This window comes from Bacteriovorax sp. As-1 (genome assembly GCF_058446905.1).
The window spans coordinates 3,024,067-3,048,128 of record NZ_CP184341.1; the positions used below are offsets into that span (position 1 = coordinate 3,024,067).

23 protein-coding genes are annotated in these 24,062 nt (G+C 40.6%); 8 read left to right on the top strand and 15 right to left on the bottom strand.

Annotation, left to right across the window (positions count from 1 at the left end; genetic code table 11):
- Positions 1-3 precede the first annotated feature (3 nt).
- Positions 4-1,542 (top strand): hypothetical protein, encoded by a 1,539-nt coding sequence (locus tag ACN20O_RS15430; RefSeq protein WP_491634831.1) that lies wholly within the window; start codon positions 4-6, stop codon positions 1,540-1,542.
- Positions 1,543-1,557: 15 nt separating this feature from the next.
- On the top strand, positions 1,558-2,121 hold the full coding sequence (locus ACN20O_RS15435; protein WP_491634833.1) for a hypothetical protein: 564 nt from the start codon (positions 1,558-1,560) through the stop codon (positions 2,119-2,121).
- A 36-nt stretch (positions 2,122-2,157) separates the two neighbouring features.
- On the opposite strand, the gene ACN20O_RS15440 is transcribed toward ACN20O_RS15435, so the two are convergent.
- Positions 2,158-2,961 carry a TIGR02147 family protein gene (locus ACN20O_RS15440; protein ID WP_491634835.1) on the bottom strand — a complete coding sequence of 268 codons (804 nt, stop codon included), beginning with the start codon at positions 2,959-2,961 and terminating at the stop codon, positions 2,158-2,160.
- Positions 2,962-3,257: 296 nt separating this feature from the next.
- Between ACN20O_RS15440 and ACN20O_RS15445 the strand changes: the two genes are divergently transcribed.
- On the top strand, positions 3,258-3,590 hold the full coding sequence (locus ACN20O_RS15445; protein ID WP_491634837.1) for a hypothetical protein: 333 nt from the start codon (positions 3,258-3,260) through the stop codon (positions 3,588-3,590).
- Positions 3,591-3,751: 161 nt separating this feature from the next.
- The gene (locus ACN20O_RS15450) at positions 3,752-4,246 is read left to right on the top strand and encodes a hypothetical protein (protein WP_491634839.1); all 495 of its coding nucleotides are present in this window, start codon (positions 3,752-3,754) and stop codon (positions 4,244-4,246) included.
- 248 nt (positions 4,247-4,494) lie between these two features.
- Here the strand turns inward: ACN20O_RS15450 and ACN20O_RS15455 are convergent, their stop codons facing one another.
- Complete coding sequence (locus tag ACN20O_RS15455; RefSeq protein WP_491634841.1) at positions 4,495-4,935, bottom strand: GNAT family N-acetyltransferase; 441 nt, start codon at positions 4,933-4,935, stop codon at positions 4,495-4,497.
- A 50-nt stretch (positions 4,936-4,985) separates the two neighbouring features.
- Positions 4,986-5,663 carry a hypothetical protein gene (locus ACN20O_RS15460; protein WP_491634843.1) on the bottom strand — a complete coding sequence of 226 codons (678 nt, stop codon included), beginning with the start codon at positions 5,661-5,663 and terminating at the stop codon, positions 4,986-4,988.
- 46 nt (positions 5,664-5,709) lie between these two features.
- Between ACN20O_RS15460 and ACN20O_RS15465 the strand changes: the two genes are divergently transcribed.
- The 4 genes from ACN20O_RS15465 to ACN20O_RS15480 all read left to right on the top strand — a co-directional run bounded on the left by ACN20O_RS15465 (position 5,710) and on the right by ACN20O_RS15480 (position 10,370).
- Positions 5,710-7,794, top strand: a complete 2,085-nt coding sequence (locus ACN20O_RS15465; protein ID WP_491634845.1) for a toprim domain-containing protein — start codon at positions 5,710-5,712, stop codon at positions 7,792-7,794.
- A gap of 20 nt (positions 7,795-7,814) precedes the next feature.
- Positions 7,815-9,248 carry a DNA gyrase subunit A gene (locus tag ACN20O_RS15470; RefSeq protein WP_491634847.1) on the top strand — a complete coding sequence of 478 codons (1,434 nt, stop codon included), beginning with the start codon at positions 7,815-7,817 and terminating at the stop codon, positions 9,246-9,248.
- 119 nt (positions 9,249-9,367) lie between these two features.
- Positions 9,368-9,799, top strand: coding sequence for an integration host factor subunit alpha (locus tag ACN20O_RS15475; protein ID WP_102243248.1), 432 nt, complete (start codon positions 9,368-9,370; stop codon positions 9,797-9,799).
- 34 nt (positions 9,800-9,833) lie between these two features.
- Positions 9,834-10,370 carry a MerR family transcriptional regulator gene (locus ACN20O_RS15480; RefSeq protein ID WP_491634849.1) on the top strand — a complete coding sequence of 179 codons (537 nt, stop codon included), beginning with the start codon at positions 9,834-9,836 and terminating at the stop codon, positions 10,368-10,370.
- On the opposite strand, the gene ACN20O_RS15485 is transcribed toward ACN20O_RS15480, so the two are convergent.
- The 12 genes from ACN20O_RS15485 to gspD form a co-directional block, all read right to left on the bottom strand.
- Complete coding sequence (locus tag ACN20O_RS15485; protein WP_491634851.1) at positions 10,326-11,267, bottom strand: polyprenyl synthetase family protein; 942 nt, start codon at positions 11,265-11,267, stop codon at positions 10,326-10,328. The genes ACN20O_RS15480 and ACN20O_RS15485 overlap by 45 nt on opposite strands.
- A gap of 5 nt (positions 11,268-11,272) precedes the next feature.
- Positions 11,273-12,202 (bottom strand): hypothetical protein, encoded by a 930-nt coding sequence (locus ACN20O_RS15490; RefSeq protein ID WP_491634853.1) that lies wholly within the window; start codon positions 12,200-12,202, stop codon positions 11,273-11,275.
- Positions 12,202-12,828, bottom strand: a complete 627-nt coding sequence (locus ACN20O_RS15495) for a hypothetical protein (RefSeq protein WP_491634855.1) — start codon at positions 12,826-12,828, stop codon at positions 12,202-12,204. The genes ACN20O_RS15490 and ACN20O_RS15495 overlap by 1 nt, the downstream gene beginning before the upstream one ends.
- Positions 12,829-12,830: 2 nt before the next feature.
- A complete protein-coding gene (locus tag ACN20O_RS15500; protein ID WP_491634857.1) occupies positions 12,831-14,408 on the bottom strand; it encodes a type II secretion system protein GspL in 1,578 nt (525 codons plus the stop codon).
- Positions 14,409-14,473: 65 nt separating this feature from the next.
- Positions 14,474-15,904: a hypothetical protein gene (locus tag ACN20O_RS15505; RefSeq protein ID WP_491634859.1), complete on the bottom strand. Its 1,431-nt coding sequence runs from the start codon at positions 15,902-15,904 to the stop codon at positions 14,474-14,476.
- Positions 15,894-16,802, bottom strand: a complete 909-nt coding sequence (locus ACN20O_RS15510; protein WP_491634861.1) for a prepilin-type N-terminal cleavage/methylation domain-containing protein — start codon at positions 16,800-16,802, stop codon at positions 15,894-15,896. Before ACN20O_RS15510 ends, ACN20O_RS15505 begins: the two co-directional genes overlap by 11 nt.
- Positions 16,789-17,325 carry a type IV pilus modification PilV family protein gene (locus ACN20O_RS15515; RefSeq protein WP_491634863.1) on the bottom strand — a complete coding sequence of 179 codons (537 nt, stop codon included), beginning with the start codon at positions 17,323-17,325 and terminating at the stop codon, positions 16,789-16,791. The genes ACN20O_RS15510 and ACN20O_RS15515 overlap by 14 nt, the downstream gene beginning before the upstream one ends.
- Positions 17,307-18,053 (bottom strand): pilus assembly FimT family protein, encoded by a 747-nt coding sequence (locus ACN20O_RS15520; protein ID WP_491634865.1) that lies wholly within the window; start codon positions 18,051-18,053, stop codon positions 17,307-17,309. The genes ACN20O_RS15515 and ACN20O_RS15520 overlap by 19 nt, the downstream gene beginning before the upstream one ends.
- Complete coding sequence (gspG, locus tag ACN20O_RS15525; protein WP_491634867.1) at positions 17,995-18,507, bottom strand: type II secretion system major pseudopilin GspG; 513 nt, start codon at positions 18,505-18,507, stop codon at positions 17,995-17,997. Before gspG ends, ACN20O_RS15520 begins: the two co-directional genes overlap by 59 nt.
- A gap of 48 nt (positions 18,508-18,555) precedes the next feature.
- Complete coding sequence (gene gspF, locus ACN20O_RS15530) at positions 18,556-19,770, bottom strand: type II secretion system inner membrane protein GspF (RefSeq protein WP_491634869.1); 1,215 nt, start codon at positions 19,768-19,770, stop codon at positions 18,556-18,558.
- Positions 19,770-21,509 carry a type II secretion system ATPase GspE gene (gene gspE / locus ACN20O_RS15535; RefSeq protein ID WP_491634871.1) on the bottom strand — a complete coding sequence of 580 codons (1,740 nt, stop codon included), beginning with the start codon at positions 21,507-21,509 and terminating at the stop codon, positions 19,770-19,772. Before gspE ends, gspF begins: the two co-directional genes overlap by 1 nt.
- 23 nt (positions 21,510-21,532) lie before the next feature.
- On the bottom strand, positions 21,533-24,052 hold the full coding sequence (gspD, locus tag ACN20O_RS15540; protein WP_491634873.1) for a type II secretion system secretin GspD: 2,520 nt from the start codon (positions 24,050-24,052) through the stop codon (positions 21,533-21,535).
- Positions 24,053-24,062 lie beyond the last annotated feature (10 nt).

Consider the following 24,062-nt stretch of genomic DNA (forward strand, 5'->3'; position numbering starts at 1 on the left):
AGAATGAAAAAAATACTATTCATCATGTTAATTATTTTAGGCGATAAGGCATCTGCTTGCAGATTGACAACTCCGAGCTATTCTAATTTTGCAATCTCTACTGAAGATGAAAGAATTTTTTCATACGGAATTAAATCTGTTGATGAGAAACTGCCAGGGGCCACCATTTCAAATTGCCGTGAAACGGCAATGAAAAGGCGATTTGTCATGATCACATTTGGGCCGGAGATTGTTGGATTAAGTGATTCCGTACGCGGAATTAACTTTGATAAATCTTTTACTTACAACAATAGCTGTACTATCGAAAACAATCCATTGATCTTTAAGCAATCTGAAGAAGATGAAAAAAATGAATTTAATAGTAAATGGAAATTTATTAACGAATGTGTTGAATTAACTGTTACTGATAAAGGAAATGCTCCTATCGCTTTTCCTCTCGATCAGGAAGGCTGTACTGTTACCAGAGTGAGTTCACATAGTGCGGTCTTTAACGGAGGCTTCTGCTTTTTTAAGCCAGGCCCTGATTCAGAGTACAATGTCTCTGTTAGCGTGAAAGATTCGTGTAAAAACCGAAGCGGTTACCAGGATTCAGGGGCCAGGCTCCAGGATTTAAAGACTGGGTTGAATTTTTATACCTCGGCAACTTATAAAGATGATCTCGATGATCTGTCTGCTTTTGGTTCATCTGAAGTTAGACTTTCAGTAAATCCTGTTAAAGATCTTTTTAAGACTTCGGACAATTTCGGTATTTTGAGACCGACGTTTCCCGGGGACTTTCCTGCGAATGATATTCATTTTGGCAATATAAAATTTGATTCCCAGGGAGAACGCTGGGTGAATATCCAAACTCCTTTTATCGTTAATAATATTTGCGATAGAATCGCCAAAAATGGCATTGAGTCTTCTGTTTGTGATTATTCAACACCGATAGCGGGCAATATTTATTTGAAAAATGCAAAAGGTGAAGTCATCGCAGAATGGTATGACGGTGGATTGGCACCCGCGCAGTGGCAGGGAGTTTTAAACGGCGAGGGAAAAATAATCTCGCAAGAATTCCTACCAACTAATACGACATACAAAATTGAGGCATTGTTCAGCGATCCGTACTATGACTTTAACAATTTTAAAAAATACTTAAATAACAAAATTAATACTGACCACGTGGTTTTTGGCAGGATTCACAGCTCAGATGGAATTTCAATTATCCCCGAAGTCGGAGGGATTTCTGAATCAGGGCAGATGATTAGCATTGGTGAGATTGCCGAAGTCAGTTTTCCAACGGCCATTGATGATTTAAGTGCCCTTAGAAAGAGACTGAATTCATATTTTTCTTCGACGATGTTTCCTCCAATTTATGACAAAGTTTGTCTTGCGGGAACAAGTCATTGTGAAAAAACAGGGAAGCCTTTTATTAAGCTGTCGGCCACCTTTAAAGTGAATGCTGATTATACGTTGTCAGATATCCAGGTAGAAAGAAATTCAACGCTATTAGGTTCGTATAAAAGAAAAATTGAAAATCAACCAAACTATGTTTGTAAGTAAACTAAGGAGAGCAAAATGAAAAGAATGTTACAATTAGTATTAATCGCTCTAGCTGTCGTGACATCTGTTGCGTCAACATCTTTTGCAGAAGATGCAGGAGATATTTTTATTCCTGGTGATGGGGAGTTTGAATTTGAAAGATTCTCTAATGAAGGGATTCTTCTGGCAATTGACAGAGATGCAAGAGTTGCTTGCCATTCAAACGGGCAGTGTGTGCTTTCTTCTGTCCAAAGTGATTCTAAGGGCTGGGAAGTTTCATTTAATTTTGGACAAGGAAATAGCATCAATAGCGGCAGTGGAACAACTATCATTACAGGTGGATATGATTCTGGAAAAAATGATTGTAATACCTGTAATGGAATTAACTGGGGTTTAACGTTAACATATAAAAAGAGTTCTTGTACTCAGCAGGTAATGGTTCCTCGAGCTCTATATTATTCAATGAACAGATATCTTTACGGTTTAATGCAGGAAACAGGGGAGACACGCAAAGGTTTCACTCCGGCAGATGAAACAATGATTATGTTTTACTCAACGATAATGAAGCAGGCATCTGCAAGTGGATGTGGAAGCAAATAGTTTTTTTAGGCCATAGAATAATCTATGGCCTATGGTTTACTTTTCTTTAGTTAGAAGAGGGAAAAAACTGATTTGTAATTCATAGACTTCTTGGGCATTTAAATTATTCTTGACGATGAAGTTGCCTAAGCTTCTTCTAAATTTTTTAATTCTCTCTTTTATCTCAGGCATTAGGTCTTCATCTAGTGGGATCGTGATAGTGCTGTGATCACGAGAGTTAAGAGGAATAGAGTCAATTTTTTCAGCACTTAGTTTTAATATTTGTTTTTGTCTTTCTCTCATTGCAATTGATGAAACATTATAATCAAGGACGACATTGAATTGAGAGGTTTTATAAAGGTTTTGATTTTTATCAATACCAAGCATTTTGAATTCTATCAAACGTTCGATTGCAGTTCTTATTAATTCTACGTCTTCGATACCAAGACGCTTCGCTATCCATTCGGGGTCTTTGCTGAAGTCTTTTAACGAACACATATGCAAAATGGCATAGTGATACCAATCAGCAATGAGATTGAATGTTTCCATCTTAATATGGTTGAGTTCAAGGTGTTCAACAGTGCGAATATTTTCTAGGTTCTTATTAACTTTGAGTCCATCCATCAGATATTTATATTGTAGCTCTGAAATATCTAATTTCGTGGCAATAACTTCAAAAACCTTTGGAGTGACCTTAATCTGTCTCGATAAAACTCTAGATAATGTCGCAGGAGAGACTTCGAGATATCTGGCAAATGCCCTAAGAGTAAACTTGGGGTTTGCATTTAATTGCTTACTAAATTCCTTGTCTAGTAAATCGACAACTTCCTTCATAACTTGTTCGCTCATTGCCAAATTCAAGGAGACCTCCTGTAGTACTTTGAATGCGTATTAATGTTTACGGATTTAATTCAGATTTTAATTAGGCGCATTTTGCTTAATCTGTTGCGCATAAATTGTCTAAACACTTAGTCATTTATCCTAGAATAAATGCTTGAATTAATGCTGTGAAACCAATATTCCTTGATGCATTTCTCATGGTGATGAGTATGTGAATTTTTACTAAATTATTAGTAAACGGTGCCAATTTTTCAGGCTGAATTATGTTTTTTCTTTTTATGTATTAATTTATAAAAAATGCAATAGGAGATCCTGATATGAAATTCTCAGCTGAGTCTGCTACTACTGGAGAAGTTTTGATTTCATCAAACACTAAGGCGCAAGTATTTCTAGTTAATAATAGGCGCGCTCTTGCCTTAGAATTGATACAAGAATGTAAAGGCTGTATCGCGACGACAATACCATCTAAAGAGCTTAGAGAGCGTATTAAGGCACTCCAGCAGCAAGATACTTCTATGACTTTATTTCAGGCACTAGAAATTCTTTTAGATTATGCTGAAAGAGAGTTGCGAGAATGCGACAAAGAAGAAAAAGTTTCAATTGATTATTTTAGTCTTATGAGGACTTGGTTTAGCAGACTTTTAGGTTAGCGGCATATTGCTCTTTGTGAATTATAAATTATCGGCAGTGTTTATTTTATTTTCTATAAACGCAATTAGTCGTTTAGTGTAAATTAAATGTGTTTACTTTTGTTTTTTTGAACTGTATTTTTTCTTAACGAAAATAATCGTCATTAAGAACAGGAGTTATTATGAAGTTTTTTAGAGTCCTTTTAGTTTTAGCTTCACTGACCTTAACTAGTCATCTTTTGGCATCGGATTCGGGCCAAGATATTTTGGCTCAAAAATCAACAGAAACACAAAGTGAATTTATTAAGTTGTTTTTTGCAAATGATGCATATTCATTTGTTAAGCCTGCCCCTAATGATTATGTACGGCTACAGCAAGATTATGTTGCTGTTTCATTTCAGAACAACTGTAGTTCAAGAGCAGCGATTGTCGCTCGTTATATGGATTTAGATGGGAGTTGGGTCACAGATGGAGCGTGGAAGCTTGCAGCAGGGGAAAAAGGTTATTTATTCGACACAAGAAATACCATTTTTTATTTCTATGGAGTCAACGATGCAGGACAACGCTGGCAAGGGGATCATGTGGTGATTGTTAATGGTTATAGAGTCCCAATGATGGAAGTTCGCATGAATATCGATAGACCAGGAAATTACACAATTAATTTAAACTGCCGCTAATTTTTAGTTGATAGTTATGGCAGGTGTTGGTTTATCCAATACCTGTCTACCTGTTAGCCTTATCCCAAAAACTAAACGAAACACTTGCCAGCAAATATGCTCACTGTCCTGGGTGTAAAGGACGCTACCTACCTAAGAAAATTTACGACCGAGAGGAAATGAAAAAAACAGTAAAGGAGAACCCTGTTTGTACAGAGTGTGGCTACAAAGCGGTCATTATTCCAAAATATCAGGATCTATTGTAGGAATTAGATGTTTTTATACATCAAAACATGCGGCCCAATCCCTTCAATTTCAAACACCTCATCGTTAAGCTTTTTAAAGCCCACTTTTTCGTAAAAACCCACCGCTGTTGTGCGGGCATTACACCATAAAAGTGTACAGAAGTTTTGCTTGATAATAGGGAAGGCCATCGTCAGAAGTTCGCTGCTTAACCCTTGTCCCTGAAACTCAGGAAGTGTGGCCATACCGCGAAGCTGGTACTGGTGTTGGTCTTGGAAGATAGGATTTCTTTCGTAGTAAAACGAAGCGACACTGACAAGCTTTGAGTCTTTGAATGCGCCTAAGTGAAAAGAGATATCTTCATCATCGTCATTTTCAAATTTTGCTTTCTTAATATCGTGATCAGGAATCAGGACTTGTTGCCTGATGGGATAGGTATCTTGTGCGCTTAATCTTAAAACTTTCATTAAATTTTTATAATACTTCTTTTTGAGCCTGTCATTGCAAATCAATCAAATCAATGACTAAGTGTGTTCGATATCCTAAACAGTTTTTCCATAGAGAGCTTCGCGAGCGTCTGAGAGAAGAATTCAAAGACGACATTGGGAAAACCTGTATGCGGCCCTTGCCAGTCAGCTTTAGTAAAAAACAGACATTTTCCGTTGTGATTTATGGCGTAGATATTTCCCTTCAAATTTTTCAAAATTCCGTGCTCAAATTCAAAGGGGTAAACACCTTCTTTTTCAATTCGAGGAAGTTTAAAAACTAAGCGCATATCATAGGGAAGAAGTGCATGTGAGAGAAGAAAATCGATTTCCTGATTTTTCTCGTTATATTTGCTCATTTTTACGAAATCTAAAAATTTTGAATAGCCCTCGTACACAGAGAGTTTTTTAAGCGCATACGAGCAGGATTTGGGATGAAGTCCAGCGATAGTGAAGTGCAATTCTTGTGTTTCATTTTTTTTGTCGCTAGAAGTGCTTGTGACCTTTGATTCGGAGAATATTTCACCCTCCAAAATTTTTTCTTTTAAATTTTTTTTATACGGCAAAACGTTATGATTTAACTCCTCTCCCCAGAGGGAAAAGGAGACTATTGATGTCATAAATAACAGGTAGCAAAAAAAGTTTTTTCGACGCATTGTACCTTTTCTAAGACGGGCTCTGGTCTTTAACCTAGTCAGCATTAGAGTCATTTGTGACTATTATTTCCCAATATTTAGAGATTGAAAAGGATGCATAATGAGTAGTGTAGGCCCAGTTACCCGTAAAGGTAATACAAAAGACGCCTTAATTGAGAGCAAGGATCAGCGTTGGCACGTACGTAATCGCGTGACGCTTGTTTTTGGAAGTAACGATGTTGAAGACCTAGATGCCTATATTTATAAGCCAAATGGCATCGAATTTAAGACTATTAAATTTCACCAGGCAAAATCAAAGGCCGTTGAAGAGATTTTAGATAACAGTATCGACGAGTATTACCGCGGTCACGTTACTGAAATTCACACGACGCTTTCTCCTGACAAAAAGACGGTCACTATCACGGATAACGGAATCGGTTTTCCGATCGATAAAGTGCCTCAAGTTTACACGGAGTTCAGGACTGGATCTAAGTTCAAGGACGAAGAGACAGATGAGAAGGGATTTTTATATAGAACTCTAGGGCAAAACGGCCTTGGAGCTGCGGCAACTTGTCTAACTTCTGACGTGTTTGTGGCGACGGTAAAACACTACAATTCTAAGCAAGAGCAGACGTGGGAATTCACTAACGGTGCCCTTCAGACAAAAAAGACAAAACCAAAGCCTTTCAAAGGAGCTTCAGGTGTCTCTGTTACGCTGACACTTTCAAAAGAAGTTTATAAAAACAACGAAATTTCTGAGGATTTACTTAGAAAACGCATCATCGATCTTGCCTACAATAACCCGGGGCTGACGTTCTATTTTAACGGGGAAAAATACCAGTTTAAAAAGGGACTTTTTGAGCTTGCTCAAAGAATTGATGCAGCTTCTGCCCAGTTAGTGGGTGAAGAGGCGTACATTTACGAAACAGAAAACGCAAAAGGGAAAAAAGTGAAGGGGAAAATCGATTTCCACCTGTCTGTGACCCTTGATAAAAAGTCAGAAGAGCGCGAAAAATTCATTTCTTTCGTCAACTCTACACCTACTTTTGACGGTGGATTCCACCACGACCGCGTAAAGAGAATTTTCATTAACACTGTTAAGGAAAAAATCGAGCGCGCAGCTAAAAAAGAGAAGATTTCTGTCGTTGATAACGACGTTCTTACAGGGATGACTTTCGTCATGGGAATCACCATGCCGAACCCGCGTTTTGAATCGCAAACAAAGAGAAAACTTGTTCGCGACTTAAACCTTGAAAAAGGGATTGAACATTTCATGGGAGACAATCTCGAGAAATTCCTTAGAAAAAATAAGGAATTCTTAGAGTTGGTAGTTGAGCGTGCAAAATCGCGCCACAGATTCCAGGAACTAAAAGACGCTTCTCTAAAAGGGAAAAAAGCTAAGAAACAAAGAGTTGAAAAACTCCTTGATGCAAACGAGAGAAAAGACCGTCACCTATGTACACTTTTCATCTGTGAAGGGGACTCGGCGATTGGTGGACTTCGTTCTGCAAGAAATAAACTTTACCAGGGTGGTATTGCGCTTAAAGGGAAACCGATGAACGTAATGCAAGCATCTATTAACGATGTAATCAATAACCAGGAATTCATGGACATCATGGCATCGATTGGACTTACAATCGGGCAAAAAGCTGATGCTCAAAACCTTCGTTATTCTAAAATCGTCTTCCTTGCGGACTCGGACGTGGATGGTGGTCACATCAACACGCTTTTAGTTAACTTCTTCTTCACTTTCTGGCCGGAACTTTACGAACAAGGAGCAATCCAGTTCGCTAAAGCTCCACTTTTTGAGGTTATCACTGACAAAGAAACGCTTTTCGTAGAAAGCGATGAGCAGTTAGAGAAACTTAAAAAATCAGGGACGAAAATTAAAGAAATCCAAAGAAACAAGGGACTCGGAGAGATGTCTCCTGAAGCCTTCAAGTACACACTAAGCCGTGATGAGTTTACAAAAATCAGTGTTGATGACATGGATTCTGCAAAACAAACACTGGATATTTGTTTTGGTAAAGATACAAATTTAAGAAAAGAACTTCTACTGGATGCAGAGTCTACTGGGGCCATCGCTGCAGATGAAGCTCCTGCTAAAAAAGCTGCTGCTAAGGGAACTCAAAAAGCGACCCCGAAAGCTACAAAGACAACAGCTAAAGCAAAACCAGTACAAAAAGCGACTAAAAAGAAAAAATAGAAAGAAAGGATTAAAGCACAATGGAAGAAAGATATCTTCACGCTCTGGATTCAGTATCACTTACTGAAGTTGTAAAAGAAGAATATAGAAATTACCAAATCTATACGTTGATGGATCGTGCGATCCCATACCTGCAAGATGGGTTAAAGCCAGGTCAACGCAGAATTCTTTTCACTCTGTGGAAAAACCAATCAAAAGGACTGATGAAAGTTTCCAGTGCAACCGGGTTAGTATTAACCCTGCACCCGCACGGACCTGCTTCAGTTGAATCGGCCATCGTTAACATGGCCCAGGACTATACCTTCTCAAACAACTATCCATTGATTGATAAAAAAGGGTACTTCGGTGAAAGAATGGAAACTGCTCCGGCAGCTTCACGTTATATCGAATGTAAACTTGGAAAAATGACTGAGTTTTTGTTATTTGATGACATGAACCAGGTCGACATGGTTCCAAACTACGATGAAAAAGTTATGGAGCCGGTTTGTCTTCTTCCAAAACTTCCAATCATGCTTATGAACGGAGCGGAAGGAATCGGGACAGGTTTCTCATCTGTTATCCCAAGCTTTCACCACTCAGACCTGGTAAACTCAATTATCCAGTACATTGAGACAGGGAAAGCAAAAAAGCTTAAGAGTTACGTTCACACTTATAAAAACAAAATTGAAGTTGATGAAAAAGGCCGTCTTGTTTTCGGAATGAAATTCGAAGAAATTCACGGTTCAATCTACATCACTGAGCTTCCTCGTGGGTATGATGCTACGAAAGTGTACCGTTATTTAACTAAGTTCATTGATGAAGATTATATCAAAGACTTTATCGACTCTTCAGTTAATAACGACATTAAGATCGAGCTTGTTTTCAAAAAAGGTCAACAGCCAAAACTTGAAGACGTTATTAAGAGAATGTCGACATCTTCAACTCTGGTTCCAAACTACACGCTTATTTCTGAGCGCGGAGTAAGAATCTTCAATGCACCAGAAGAAATCATCGAGATCTTCGGAGCAAAGAGACTTGAAGTTGTTAAGCGCCGTTATGAATTAATGGTGGAGGATCTTGAAAAGAAAATCCGTCAAAACAACGAAATCATCCGCTTTATCAAAGAAAAAGAATACGAAGTAGCGACGAAGTCGACCAACAGAAAATCTTACGTTGAGTATCTTGATAAAAAGAAATTCACGTTTGCTGAGTACCTGGCCGACATGCCGATCTACCGTATGACCAAAGAAGAAGTTGAAAAACGTCAGCTCATGGTGAAGGATGATTCGGCCTCTCTTAAAGAATTTGACAAAATTGCTAAGTCAAAGACCCTGGTTGAAAAGAAACTTATCGAAGAACTTCGCGAAGTGGACGAGAAGCTTACGGCCTGGATGAAGCAAAGAGACACTGAGAAGGCCAATCAGCAGAAAAAAATTGAAAAAGAGTCAGGAAAAAAGAAAGTTAAGCGCAAATAGTTGAGCTTGTAGCTCGATTAAACGTAAAACCTTGAATTTTTTTATAGAAAAAAATGACCTTCTAAGTTAACCTGCTAATATATGGTTTATGGCGCACATAATTTTCATGGAGGAAGATAATGAGTCTCACGAAGGCCGACATCGTTGAACGAGTGTATAAAGAAGCTGGTTTCTCGAAGAAAGAAGCAGCGGATTTAGTTGATCTCGTATTTAAAGTAATCAAAGATACTCTCTCAAAAGGAGAGAAGGTAAAGATATCTGGTTTTGGAAATTTTTCCATCAGAGACAAGGCAACACGTGTAGGGCGTAACCCGCAAACAGGTGAAGCAATGGATATCTCTGCAAGAAGAGTTTTGACTTTTAAGCCTTCACAAGTGCTTAAAGAAGATGTCACAATGAGATATGCTCACCGTCTGGATGAAAAAGGAAATGAAAATAAGTCACTTCCTCCGAAAGAAGGAACGGCAAGAGCTCTAAGCTCATTCATGTCGAACACTGATGATGGTGATGACGATATGGACTTTTCACCTGAGGACGAAGACAACGATTAGTCGTTGTTCTGAAGAATAGGGCAGAGGATAATTAATGTTTGGACCAATTGAAATTCCCAACAAATCTTCCTTCAAGATCAATGAAGTTTGTGCGCTCACTGGTGTAAAATCTTATGTTTTACGTTTTTGGGAGTCAGAGTTCACAGAGATTGCTCCAATGACTTCTTCATCAGGACAAAAGCTTTACGAACATCGCGATATCGAAGCGATTCTTCTCATCAAAAAATTACTATTCGAAGATAAAATGACAATTGAGCGCGCGAAGGCAGAGATGAAAATTCTTATGCCTCGCGAGTCTCTTGTTGAAGCAAGTTTTGCCGATAACTTTTCATTCGAAGACGATGAAGCTCTTCATGAAGATGAATTCCTGGCAAACGACATGATCCCGGAAGCTCCTGCCTATCCAGAAAGAACATCGCAAAAAGAAGTTATTCGCGAAACTGCGATCCCTTCAATGACTAAAAGAGTGTTGATTGAATCTGATTTCCAAAAGTTGATGGCCGCTAAGTCAAAACTTCAAGAGATTCTACACATTACTGAAGGTCTTCATCATAAGAATCACTGGAGCTAGATCCAGTTTCCCTTTTAAGTGACCATTGATTGTTTTTAGGTTCGGTTCAATAATCGAAAGCATTTTAGCGTAGTAATCTGCCACGATTTTATCTGTATTGTTTAATTTTAATTCACCCGAGAGGCGAGCGAACTCAGAAAGACCGCGAGACGTCTCCTGAAGGCTTTCATTGCCGAAACGAAGCCATGGATTTACATCCAGCTCATGCTGAGAGAGTTCACTTTCTGCAAGCTCAGAAAGGTCGTCAATAAGCTGAAAGTTTACACCCAGAAGTCTTGAGTATCTCCAGAGAGCTTTTTCTTTTTTTGCGTCTTTTTTTGAAAGAGAGATAAGCGCACTTCCAAGAATCGCCACCTGAATCAGGCGGGCCGTCTTTAGTTCGTGAGTGCGAAGAGTATTGGCAAAAGATTTTGTCATTTCATGAGAAAGATCTAAAACCTGGCCGTGAATCAATCCCTTTGGGCCAAGTGCCCAGCTAAAAAACTTAAAGAGGTCCTGAGATCTCGGGTGATTGATTTTTGAAAGCAGTTGATAAGAAATATTTAAAAGGCCATCTCCAGCAAGCAGGGCCTGCCATTCACCGTAAGCGATATGCGTGCACGGCTTTCCACGTCTTGTGAGGTCATTATCCATCGCCGGCAGGTCATCGTGAAGCAAAGTGTACGTATGGTGAAATTCCACGCCAGAAGAGAGTTTAGCATGGTTAGAATTTAAGTTTTCTTTTGAGGCCAGAAACCCTTCCGGGTTTAAATCAGAAAAAACGGACCAGACCAAATGTGGACGAAAAAGTTTTCCACCAGGAAGCACAGCGTATTCATAAACGTCTTTAATGGCGTGGTGAGGTAGGTTACCCGCTAAGTGATGAGCGAGCATTTTTTCGAGCTGTTGTGTCTGCATACGTTTTACAGGATTTGAGGAGCACCAGGGTTTCTAAGAGGTCCATTGACCTTTAATTGATAATTACCACTGGTATTTGACTCAGGCAAGAATAGTTTTAAGAAGGCGAAGTTCGTCAGGATATAGTTGGTAAGTTTCATGTTCCCGCTTAGATTAAGCATCGATCCCATGAAGTCTGCTTCGTTAACTTTGACCTTGCCTTTTAGATTTAGTTCAACAGGAGCGTTATTTTTACCAATTTGAATTCGGTCGATTGAAATGTTGTTGGCATCCTGAAAGTGCGCCGAGATATTCAAGGTTTCCAGGTTGATTTGAGTCAGCTCGAACCCTTTGATGTTTTGAGAAGGAAGAGAGAAGTTGCGTGAAACAATATCCACTTCACCATCGTGAAGAGTTCCCGATTTAAATTCAAAGAAGCCTTCGATACTTAAGGTTCCGGCAATTGGTGATAGATTAGCTTCAGTCATTGGTGCAAAAAGCTGAGTGTCGACACGAGTTTTTTCGATCTTCACGCTTTGCGAGAAGATTGAAAGAACCGGGTAAAGGTTAATGTATGATTGCCCACTTCTGGCCTCGACATGAAGTCTTAAACCTACAGGGTAGAAACTAGGAGAGTGAAAGGCCACTTTGATATCCTGGAACTCAAGGCGGTTGTTGTACTGGCCAAAACAAGCACCAAGGATCACTGGCTTTCTCATCACGACTTTAGGAAGCAGGTAAGAGAGTTCTACTTTTTCAAATTGAATAGGGCATGAAGGGTTTTGGCCTAGTTTCGTTTGAAGAAATTTATTAACTCTTTCCTCCAGTGAGAAATTCACTATGAAACCAAGAAACAGCAGAATGAAACCGATGACGATGAGTCTTGCCTTCGTCCAGTATTTGGGCGTGTAGATTTCTTCGTTAAGTTCGTTATACTGAATTCTTTTCTTCTTCATTATTGATTAAGATTGGGACCCATATGCATCAGGGAAATTGTTCCTTGAAGCAGGTTCGTTTCATTGTTTTTATTCAGATTAATTTTTAAAATTTTAAATCTTTCCTGATCCACTAAAGCGCGCATGAAATTTGAGAAGTCATTAGTCCCAAATCCCTGGAACACAAGTTCCGCTTCCGTTTTATTGATACTTGAAGAAATCGAGTTTTGAGTGAAGTTTGAAATATTCACTTTTGACTGGTCAATTGAGCTTTGAGAAAGGATGTTTCTCATTCTGTTGTCTAAATCATCCTGGCCCATGATTGAAGAAGGGGCAAGATAGTTGCCACTGATGTTACTCAGGGTATTTTTGTTCCCCTCAAATAGTGCGATTTGATCCATGATTTGTTTTTTGGTTTCAATGGCCTTTTTCGACTGAGAATTTCCCCACCATAAAACAGCAACAAAGATAAAAGGAATAATAATAAAGGTGAACGTCGTTACCTGTGCAACGATTTTTTGCTGGTCTTCATCCAGGTTTGCCAGAGCGTCGTTAAACTTCTGGAACACACCTTCGCTCTTTAGACTGTCGAGTTTCTGAAAAATAAACTCATCAATTTTAATAAAAAGATTAGATGATTTTTCCATGACTATTTATCCTCAAACTGGAGTTCCAGAGTGGCCTGTCCAGGCTTGTAGTTGACGACGAGTCCAGGAAGACCTGAGCCCTTTAGGACTTTTTCCATGTTTTCAAGTTCAACTGGTTCAACAGAAGAGAAAACCGCCTTAACTTCAAACCCGTCGCTGGTGAATTTTTCAAGACTCACTTTTGGATTGTTGTTAATCGTTTTACTCAAAAGGGCCAGAGGTCTTAGAGCATTGACTGATTGAGAAGAGAGAATAGAGGAAACTTCATCTTTAACGATCTTATTTTTTCTCTTAAGAATATTCAATATACGATTAGGATTCTTCTCATACGCTTTTCTATCAGGAGCTGAGAGGGCCAGATTCCCGCGGTTAAGCAGGGCCTTGATTTTTTTGTCAGCATCAGCGTTTTGTTTTTGCAGGAAAATAAATCTTTCACCCGCCAGACCCAGGATCAAAAGTAGAGCGATGAAAGTCGTTCTTACCCAGATAAAGACGGCAGAGTGAACCGAGATAAAAGCGTTAGAAGCAGTCTGGAACTTTCCTGTCAGGAAATTGATGATACTTGATGGAACTTTTTGTGAGATGGCCATCATCTTTGCCAGATAAAAGTTTTTATCATGGGCGGTGTAATCATTCTTTAAATCCAGAAGAGGAGGCAGTGTCTCCACCGGGATTCCAGTGTGGTAATAGATAAAGTTATCGATGTTGTTGATGCTGCTCGTTCCACCAAAGATATAAAACTTGTCGATGCTCGAACCAAATTTTACACGGTGACCGATTTCCCATCTTTTTAAATCGAGGATCAGAGGATTGAAGACCTGCTTCATTAAAAGGGCGAACCCTTTTTGTTCAGGAGAAACTTCTTCCAGTTGTTCATCGTTGAGCATGAAAGCGTTTTCATGTTTGTAGATAATCGCATTTTCAAGCGAGATCTGATACGTTTTAGCGATGACTTCGTTAATCGCATTTCCGGCCACGTAAGAAGTGTGGTTCGAAACGATCTCGCGATTTTGAACGAAGTAAACCTTTGTCGTCTTATGTCCCAGGTCAATGATACAACAAGTATCATTCATGCGGATGTGGTCCACATAGGCCTGCATAACTGAAACTTCACTTGTCACGATAGAGGGCTGAGCTTCTTTTGTTTCGAAGTAGCCAAAAAAATCTTTGAAGACATTGAATTGAGTAATGTTACTTAAAACAGAAAAGCTGTTGCTCTTTTTATTGATGCGCGAGCTGAAGTGAGCATTATTTAGCGAGTAGGGAAGGTTTTCTTCCAGCTGAAACGGAATGATCTGCTCTGTTTTTCTTTTTGATGTCCCCGGGATCTCAAGGTATCTCGTCGTCAGCATCTCATTCGGCATCTGCAGAATGATTCTGATATCATTTGGTTTTTTCTGAATATAATTCGTGATAATTTCTCTCTGCAAATCAGAAAGATTTGTGATGTTGGGATAATGTGGCTTGACTTCTTCAAGAATGATTTCTTGTTTTTCAACCAACACATAATTTTTGCGCTCAGGCCTAACTTCAATAAACTTGACTGAATAGGCACCGATATCAATGGCCAATATGTTCATAGCTTAAGTTTAAGGGCAAAGCCCAATGAAGCATAGGAAATTATAAGGGAAAAAAGGTTCTCCGACTATTCCAGTCGCATTTCAATTACGCGTGGAAGAAGCAGTTCAACAGGCTGAGGCTTTTCATCTTTTTTATCCCCGCCGCCTGATCCTTGATCTTGCCCCTGGCCCTGATCGGCAGGAGGAGGGTTGCCATCACCACCCGGGTCCGCGGGTTCGTTGGGCTTTTTTTGCTTTGCCGGTTGAGGCTTAACCGGAAGGTCTACGTAGGCCACAATATTATAAACAGCGTTGTTGTATGAACCGCGGCTGTTAACTTTATAAAGTTTTCCGGCCGTATCAATGGTTAGCCCGGCCTGCTTGAGTTCGCTCATGCGCTCGTTATAGTCCGTGTCTGAGACAATATTAAGGGTCCCGACAATAACGTTTTTAAAGTCTTCAGCGTTTTTAAACTTTTTACCTTTAATCTTTTTATCCTCATCACCGTCACGGTATTTGAAGAATTCTTCAATCTGGATATTGTTGATTCCCGGGAAAAGGATTTTCAGGTCTTCGATAGTTAATTCGTTGATGGCAATCACGCTGACTTCATGAACGCTCATGCGGTCTTTAATTAAATCGACGATGGCATCATCCCACGAAGGGAGCAAGTACAGCTCATCAATAGAGGCCAGTGGAGCATGTTTTGGAGTGATGTTCTTTTGGTTGAATTTCGCTTCAACTTCAGGCCTTTGGCTGTCCTGGAATTTTGAAGAGTCATTAACGTAGAATTTTAATTCTTTAATTAAATAGGCCGGATCAACGTTAGAGTACTTCGCGTGGAACTCTTCATCTGTATCACTTTTATCTTTAATCAACCTTTGCAGAGTCTCTACTAACTTTTTTTCGATAATAACGTCGGCCTTCTCATTTTTTGTTTTTTTACCGTCTTCATCATCAGAGCTTCCTGAATCTCCAGAGCTTCCGCCATCTAGATCACCAGAACCCCCGGCCGCAGCGTCTTGGTCTTGTGCTGATTTGTTAGTGGTTGGTTTTAAACGCAGGCCATTTGGATTTAAGAAGCCGGCAATCTTGGTGAAAGTCACTGAGACTTCACCTCTAAAAAGTGTTTTCTTATTAAATTCTTCCAGTGCCGTTTTTTGAATGATCCCTGCACCCTTTGGTTCCGGGATAGGGTAGACGAAGGGTTGAATAATAATATTTTCTAAGTCGGAAGTAGGGAAAGCACTTTTTAGACTCTCTTCTTTTTCCAGTTTATTTCTTCCCACCTGATAAAGGCGCAGTTTTCCCATCGCAAAGTTAAGTCCTGACTCGGCATTAAGGCGCGCCTGGATTTTATCTTGCTGGTTATAAATTTTAATTTTGTTGAGTTTAGTTTCAAACGTAAAGTCGGCCAGAAGGAAAGTTAAAATAGCAATAACCCCTAAAACTAACATTAGGGCGATTCCGCGTTCGTTTTTAAGTGTTGCTTTTAGAAAACCGGGTTTAATTTTCATCTTCATCCCCCGGTTGATCAGCGCCCGTGCCTTGTCCGCCAGCAAAACCGCCGCTTTGTTGAGAGCCATCTGCACCTGTGCCTCCAAGGGCCCCGGTTTTGATGTCATCTTGTTTAGTGTTGAAATAAGGGTTCAGCACGCGGAAAGTTTTTTCCAGCTTTTGTTCGTTTTTGTCTTCATCAATCCATGTCACGCTGACTTTTAGTGAGCGGATAAGATTTTTATTTTCATTTAGCTCCTGAAGAGAGGTCGTGTATTTCTTTGTTCTCTCATCCCAAAATGAAAATTCTAAGTCTTTAACTTTATCCATCACGACCTGAAACTTTGGTTTCGACCAGTCTTGAGTGGAGTTGTAGATATCTGTGACAATCGTTTGACGAACAACTTCGTAGAGGCCCGAGACCTTATCATCTGGATTATCCGGGTCAGGCTCCATGGCGCGCAGGCTGTACTTTACCCAGGCAAAACGCGACTCTTTTGCGTCGGAAAACTTTCTGCGGTTGGCCTGTGTCAGGAAGATGATGCTCGATTTTTCTTCTGATTTAAACTGCGGGATGAGTGAACCATTGTTGGTTCTTCCATCGAAAGCCCCGTTGGCATTGGTGTTGGTGTCGGCGTAAACATCCGCTGAGTTGCTCGCTGTTGGGACAACTTTAGAATTGGAAAAAAGCGGATTGTAGATTTGCGAGATATCACTGTCGAGGCGTCCGATGGCCGTTAAGCTCTGAACTGTCTGGCGGTCTTCCTTGATAACACGGTCTTTGGTTTCAGTGTTGGTATCGATCATTTTATAAGTTGCAAATGAAACCATCGAGAGAATGGTAATAGCAATCATGACTTCAAAAAGAGTGAAGCCTTGATTGTTGCAGAGTTGTGAATCTCTTTTAGAATGTTCCAATCGTCACATCCGCATTTTGGTTCATAAGCCAGGCATCAAGTTTGTAAGTTTCACCTGAAGCTTTATTCTTCACAGTTACTTCAACCTGCCAGATCATCTTTTCCATATTTTCTTTAAAGACAGTAAAAATTCTTTTTTCCAGTTGTTTTTCCTGACTCTCTTCTTCAGACTGATCAGTTTCTGCTGAAGAAGCGATTTTGGACATGTCAGGCACAAAGAACTTTTTATACTCAACAATCGTCTGGTAATTGGCGTTGTTTTCAACATCCTTTGTTTCTTTCGTGACAGTCAAAGAATCGGAGAAGGCCGGAGGATTGGTGATAATTTCGTTGATTTTATTTTCGCAAAAATCTTTGAGAAGAATGTCTTCTTTTAGTTTTCCAGAATCCAGCAGATTGTAGCCAAAACCGGTGACGAAGGCCGAAGCAAACACAGCAAAAATGGCAATAGCGATCATAACTTCAATTAACGTGAAGCCTGAGTGGTTGCCAAGAAGGTTAGTCCTTATCTTTCTTTTAGCCATGTCTCAAAAATTTCTTTTGCCTTTGCCGCTTGCAGATCGTCGATCTCGCGGTTTGAAATATTTTCCAGTTTATGGGTCTTCTTTTCAATCTTTTGATTAAATGGGTTCACTTCCAGTGAAATCACATTTTCATCATTGGCCAGGATAATGATGGCATCGTCTTTTTCCCCGGTAGGGAAGGTGTAGATGGAGACATCACCTGTGCTCTTAAATTTCTCCGAGCTTCCATTGCCTATACCCAATATCTTAACACCATCTGGTAGTTCTTTGTTGGAATCTTGGAATTCCTGAACCTTGTTAAACTGCATATTGGTTTCTTTGATTTTTTTAGCTTCCTTTTCCTGTTCTTCTTTGCTTTGAGAAGTTGACTCATACTCAGGTTCAGGCGGTAGAACAAAAGAAGAGCTCGGGCCGTATTCAACAGCGTATTCCTGAGGCGCTTTATCCAGCATAAAATGCAGACGAACAACCGAGTTTCTAAGAACGGCTTCATCGCTCATAAAACGAACTGCACGCTCGAGATTGTCGCTTTCTTGACTTAAGTCTTGGGTCGTAGAGAAGGGGTTCGAGAGGGCCATGGCCAGAACGAGAGTGATCAAAACCAAGGCTATCAGGATTTCGATGACCGTGAAGCCTTGGTTAGATTTTAGAAGTTTTGATTGAATAAGTTTATTCCGCTGGAGCAGCCTCACCGCCAGTTTCTCCACCACCAGAGGCAGCAGCTCCACCTTTTGGTGCTCTTAAGTAGATGTCAGCATCATTGCCTTCACCACCAGCTTCACCATCGTCTCCGTAAGAGTAGATGTTGTATGTTTTTCCATCAGACTCGTAAATGTAATCATTTTCCCAAGGATCCTTTGGAATACCATCACCTTCGATAAATCCGTTAGCAGGGTAGTCCTTACACTCACGGCCACCTGTTGGTTTTGAAATAAGTGCTTCCAGACCTTGTTCTGTCGTTGGATAAAAACTACATTTTCTTCTGAATTCTTTTAAGCGTGCATCAAGATTGCTCATCTGAATTTTTGCAGCTTTGATTTTACCTTCAATAAGTGTGTCGTTGAATTTACCAACAACAAACGTGCCAGCGATCGCTAGTAGTGTTAGGGCAATAAGGATTTCAATCAAAGAGAAACCTCTTTGATTCTGGGCAAGAGCTTTAGTAAAAGACGTATTTTCCATTCGGACTCCAAAAAAGAGAAAATAAGTTATCAGGGTTTGTGTTTGTTTTTATCTACCAACATTGTTGAGATCAATAAGTGGCACTACTACCGAAAAGATAATAAATGCTACTACAAGTCCCATTGCTACCATCATTATAGGTTCTAGGATAGATGTTAGTCCAGCAAGTTTTGAATTTACCTGATCTTCGTAGTTTTCTGCAACGATTTGAAGCATGGGCTCTAGTTCACCTGATTTTTCTCCCAGTTTAATCATATGGGTAACCATGGGTGGAAAAAGCTCTGAGCGAACGAGTGGACCAGTGAGAGAAGCTCCTTCGGAGACGCTAAGGCGAGACTCTTCAATTGCTTTTTTCATATGGACGTTGGAAATCAAGTTGGAAACAATCTTCATTGAGACTAGAATCGGAACACCTGACTGAAGTAGTGTGGCAAGTGTCGAACAGAAACGGCTGACGTTAACCATGGTGACAATTTCGCTGATCACCGGAAGCTTCAGCATCAATCCATCATACTTCGCCTTTCCGTTTTCTGTGGCGACATACTTTTTAAAGGCGATCCATCCACCGATGATTCCCAGGATAACCAGCCACCAGTAATTGATCAGGAAATTAGAAAACCAGATACAAAGTTTAGTTTGTAGCGGAAGTTCTTTTTTCATCGACACGAAAATTTTAGTAATTTTTGGGATAACGAAAATGAAGATAATCCCGATCATGGCGCCACCGGCACCCATCATGATCATAGGATAGGTCATAGCACCTTTAATTTTATTTCTTAGCTTTACTTGGCCTTCGGTAAAGTCGGCCAGTTTTAAAAGTACAACTTCCAGCGTCCCCGAAGCTTCTCCGGCATCGACCATGTTGACGTAGACGTTATCAAAGATCTTCGGGTAATCTCCAAGAGCTTTAGCAAGTGAAGACCCTTCGTTAACTTTTTGTCTGATTTCAGAAAGAGTGATTTTTAAACTTGGGTTGTCTGTTTGGTCAACCAGGGCGCTGAAAGCTTCTACGACTTGAATCTTGGCGCGAAGGAGAGTGGCCAGCTGTCTGGTCATAAGGGCGAGGTCATTAATAGAGACGGCATTTCCGAAGGTAATCCCTGCATTCTTTTTTACTGAACCGGAAGTTTGTTCATTGATTTCAATCAGCATGATTCCCATGCTGCGAATGCGTGCCTTAGCTGCGTTTAGTCCTTCGACATTCACTGTCCCTTTGACTTCGCTGCCAGATTTATCCATCCCTTTATAATTATAAATCGCCATTAGTGTTGTGATTCCTCATCTTCTTCATTGATTGCGCGAACCATTTCTTCAACCGAAGTAATACCTTTGAAAACTTTTTCCAAAGCATCCTGACGAAGAGATTTCATTCCGTTTTTCATCGCCATCTTTTTTACCGTATTGGCATCGGCCTTCTTTAAAACCAGCGGGCGAATGTCATCCGTCATAATAAGAAGTTCTGATACAACTGTCATCCCTGCATAGCCAAGATAATTACACTTCGGACATCCTTTAGGTTTGTATAGTGTCGCTTCTTTTGGCATTGAGTGAACATCCAGCATCTGGAAGTCGTAATCAGAAGGAGCGTAGGCTTCCTTACAGTCGTTGCATAGAGTACGAATTAGTCTTTGCGCTAAGACTCCTGCAAGAGAAGAGGCAATTAAGAACGGCTGAACTCCCATATCGATAAGTCGGTTAGGAGCAGACGAAGCGTCGTTGGTGTGAATAGTAGAAAGAACAAAGTGACCCGTTAATGAAGCTTGAATCGCCATCTCTGCCGTTTCCAAGTCGCGGGTTTCTCCCACCATGATAACGTCCGGGTTTTGACGAAGAATAGAGCGTAGTGCGCGGGCAAAAGTCAGGTCAATTTTGTGGTTAACCTGGATTTGTGAAATCCCCTGCAGCTCGTATTCCACCGGGTCTTCAACCGTGATGATCATTTTATCTGGTGTATTGATACGGTCTAACATCGCAAAGAGTGTTGTCGTTTTACCGTGACCAGTTGGTCCTGATACGTAAACAACTCCGTGCTTTCTTTTTGAAAGCTCATCAAGAGCTTTTAGGTTTTGTCCGTGGAAGCCAAGGTTTTCAAGTGTCAGAATGTTGTTTGATTTCTCTAGAACCCTCATTACGATACGTTCACCGTTTTGAATAGGAACAACACTTACACGAATATCGATGTCCTTTCCGGCCATTTTGATTTTAATACGACCATCCTGAGGAAGGCGCTTTTCAGCGATGTCCATCGACTTAGTCATAACTTTCAGACGAGAGGTTACTGCTGCTTGAGTTTTAATCGGCTGGCGCAGAATCTCTCTCATGACTCGGTTGATACGGAAGCGGTAGACGACTTCTTTTTCGTAAGGCTCAATGTGAATATCTGAGGCGCGCTCTTTAATCGCTCGGAAGATGATCGAGTTAACGAAACGGATAACTGGTGCTTCATCAGCTCCAGCTTCAAGGATATCGATAGGTCCGTCTAAATCCAGGTTCTCGTCGAATTCACCTTCGATAGAGTCGACCACGTTACGGTTTGCTCTCTCATAGATGCGGTTGATGGCATCCTGAACTTTAAGGGGGCTCGCGACAACCAACTTAACTTCTTTCTTAAAAATTTCCTGAATGTCATTGATCGCATCAAAGTTAAACGGGTCTGTCACCAGGAGAGTGATAGAGTACTCCGTTTCTAAGATTGGCAGGACTTCGTGAGTCTTAGCGTAGTTGATGCTGATGTTTAATGTCAGGTTAGGGTCGATTTCTTCAAGCTTTAGTTCATTTAAATAAGGAATGTCCACCTGGTGGCAGATCACTTTAATGATATCGTGAGGGTTGATGTAATTCTTCTTTAAAAGAATTTCGCCCAGAAGCATTCCTGATTCGTGTTGAATCTCCAGGGCCTCTTCCAGCTGGGCGTCGGTGAGCGATGTATGTTTCAAAAGGAGCTGGCCGATTTTTTCTTTCTGGCCTTCAACTTTTTCCATCATGTGATCGGATATTTTCACTGATACTTCCTTAAAAAATGTAATTACTGTACTGATGTCACCGGATCAGTCGTTCCCGCCGGCTTGTTTTCTGCCTTCTGGATAATTTCCTGATAGTCAGGAACGTTTCCTTCTGTTGCGTCTACACCAATCGCTTCATTTCTGTCTTTGTACTTTTCAGTTTCACTTGTGTCGTACAGAGGACCTTCACCTTGTTTTTTAGCTTTGTCGTAAAGTCCTTTAACCGTAGTTGAGAAGGCGTCGTCGTCTCCCACCATATTTTTTAAGTGAGACTGACGGCGGTTAAGCAGGTCTTTGACGTTTTCAGCATTTGTTTTTTCATACGAAGCCAGGATTTTTGGCGTCATAAAGAAGAGCAGGTTAACTTTTTCAACCGACTTCGTCGTGTTTTTAAATAACCATCCTAGAACCGGGATGTCTCCCAGTAGAGGAACCTTGCTCGTTGTATTCGTTTCTTTGTCGCGCATTAAACCACCCATGGCGATTGTGTCTTTATCGCGCACAACCACTGTCGTGTTGAATGCTCTGATAACTGTCCCAACTCCACCTTGAGTCGAGTTAACTTGTCTTCCAGAGAAGTCGACGATCTTTTGGTCGATTTTAAGCTTCACAAATCTTGTCACTTTGTTGATTTGCGGAGTGATTTTTAAGTTAAGTGAAACTTTTTGCATTTTAATCGAATTAGTTGTTGAACCATTCGTTGCACTTGTTGTTTCAGTTGTCGGTACTTCTTCCCCAGACTCAAATGCCCCTTCAACGTTATCCATTGTCAGGATCTGTGGAGTAGCGAGAACGTTTGTTCCTGCGTTTGTTGCAATCGCAGTGATTAGACCGTTAACCGAGTTAACCTGGATTGTATCTCCAGTTGGTGTCTTTAAATCTACTTTTCTTCCGATACCACCACCAACGAAAAGTCCTGAAAGGTTAGTGATGTTGTTTGTCATAAGAGAGAGAAGGTCGTTTGTGTTACCGTATCCAGCTTTTTGAGATCCACCAGAACCATAAGCACCAATTAAGCTAATCCCGAATCCTTGTCCTCTGGAAACCTGAGTTTCCATCATTAGACCTTCAACATAAACCTGATCGCGTGGGATATCTAGCTGAGCAATAACCGTTTTTACAGTTTCATAGTCAGTAGGAGATGCTGTTACGACAAGCGCGTTATTTTCTTTATCTGAAGTGATTTTTACTTCGCTGTTAAAGAGAGTCGCTGTTGTTGCTGTTCCACTTGTTGGCGAAGTAAAACGAGTTAATCCACCTGCAGCTCCTGATCTTGGAGCATTTCCAACTAGAGATGAAAGAGTTTTTGCCAGAGCTTCAGAGTCACCGTAGTTCAGGTAGTAAACGTGGATTTGTCCAGAGCCTGCTGCAACGACTTTTACGTCTAGTTTTTCAATCAATCCACGAAGCTCGCGTGCTCCATCAGAGTTTGCCATAGCGATAATTGAGTTCGTTCTTGGCTCAGCAATGATGCGAGAGATATTTGATTGAGAAGTTGAACCAGATGAAGCGACTGTGTTTGTTCTTGGAACTCCACTTGCACCCGAACCGTTCTTTAAAATTTTATCCAGTAGGGTCGCGATCTCTTGAGCTGATGAGTTTCTTACCTTAATAATTTGTAGCGACTCTTCGTGCCCTGGGATATCGATGAACTTAATAAGCTTCATCAGACGGTTGATGTGCGTTCCAGTTTCCTGAACGATAACCGTGTTGGTTTGCTTGATTTCAATGATTCTTCCGTAACGAGACATGAACGGACGAAATGAGTTTGCGACCTCTCTTGAGTTAACATACTTAAGAGGGATAATCTGCATAACGTAGTTCTCAGTATTCGGAGTGTATGTCCCCGTGTACATCGTCGTTGGAGAGTATCTGATATCGCGGTTGTTAACGATCGTGTAAAAAGCACCCGACTTTACCAGTGAGTACCCGTTAATTGATAGGGCCTGAAGGTAGGCTTTCCAGGCATCTCCAATAGTAATGGGAGTAGGTGAAGAGATCGAGATCTTTCCTTTAATGTCTTTATCCAGGATCAGGTTTAATCCTGTAAGTTTTTGCATGTGTTTTGTTAAATCCAGAATCGAAACGTTCGGGAAGTCGAAGCTCGTTACAACTTCAGGACCGAAAGCTGTTTCAGGGTTTAAGTTAACGTACTTTTTATCTGTTTTTGTCGGGCTAGCAGATCCTGTTCTTTTTCTTCCAAAAGTATCAGATGAGCCGCTTCCACCACGAGAGCTTTCTTCAAATGAATCAGACCCTTCATCGGCCATTTCGTCGCCGCCTTCATCATCACCTGGAGCAAAATTGGTCGTATCCTGTGGCGAAGTATCCAGTAATGAGCTTGCTGATTTTCCTGTATCCGGGATAGAGATATCAGAAGGAGTGTTCACACCTTTTTTAGCGTTGGCCGCTCCACTTGGGCGGTTGAATTTTGTTTTGCTCTTAAATTTGTCAAACTGTGCTCTTACTTCAGGCGATAGCCCCACTGTGGTAAGTAGGAGAGACGCGGTTAAGACTTTTGAGAGATTAACATTTTTTTTCATTTAAACGTCC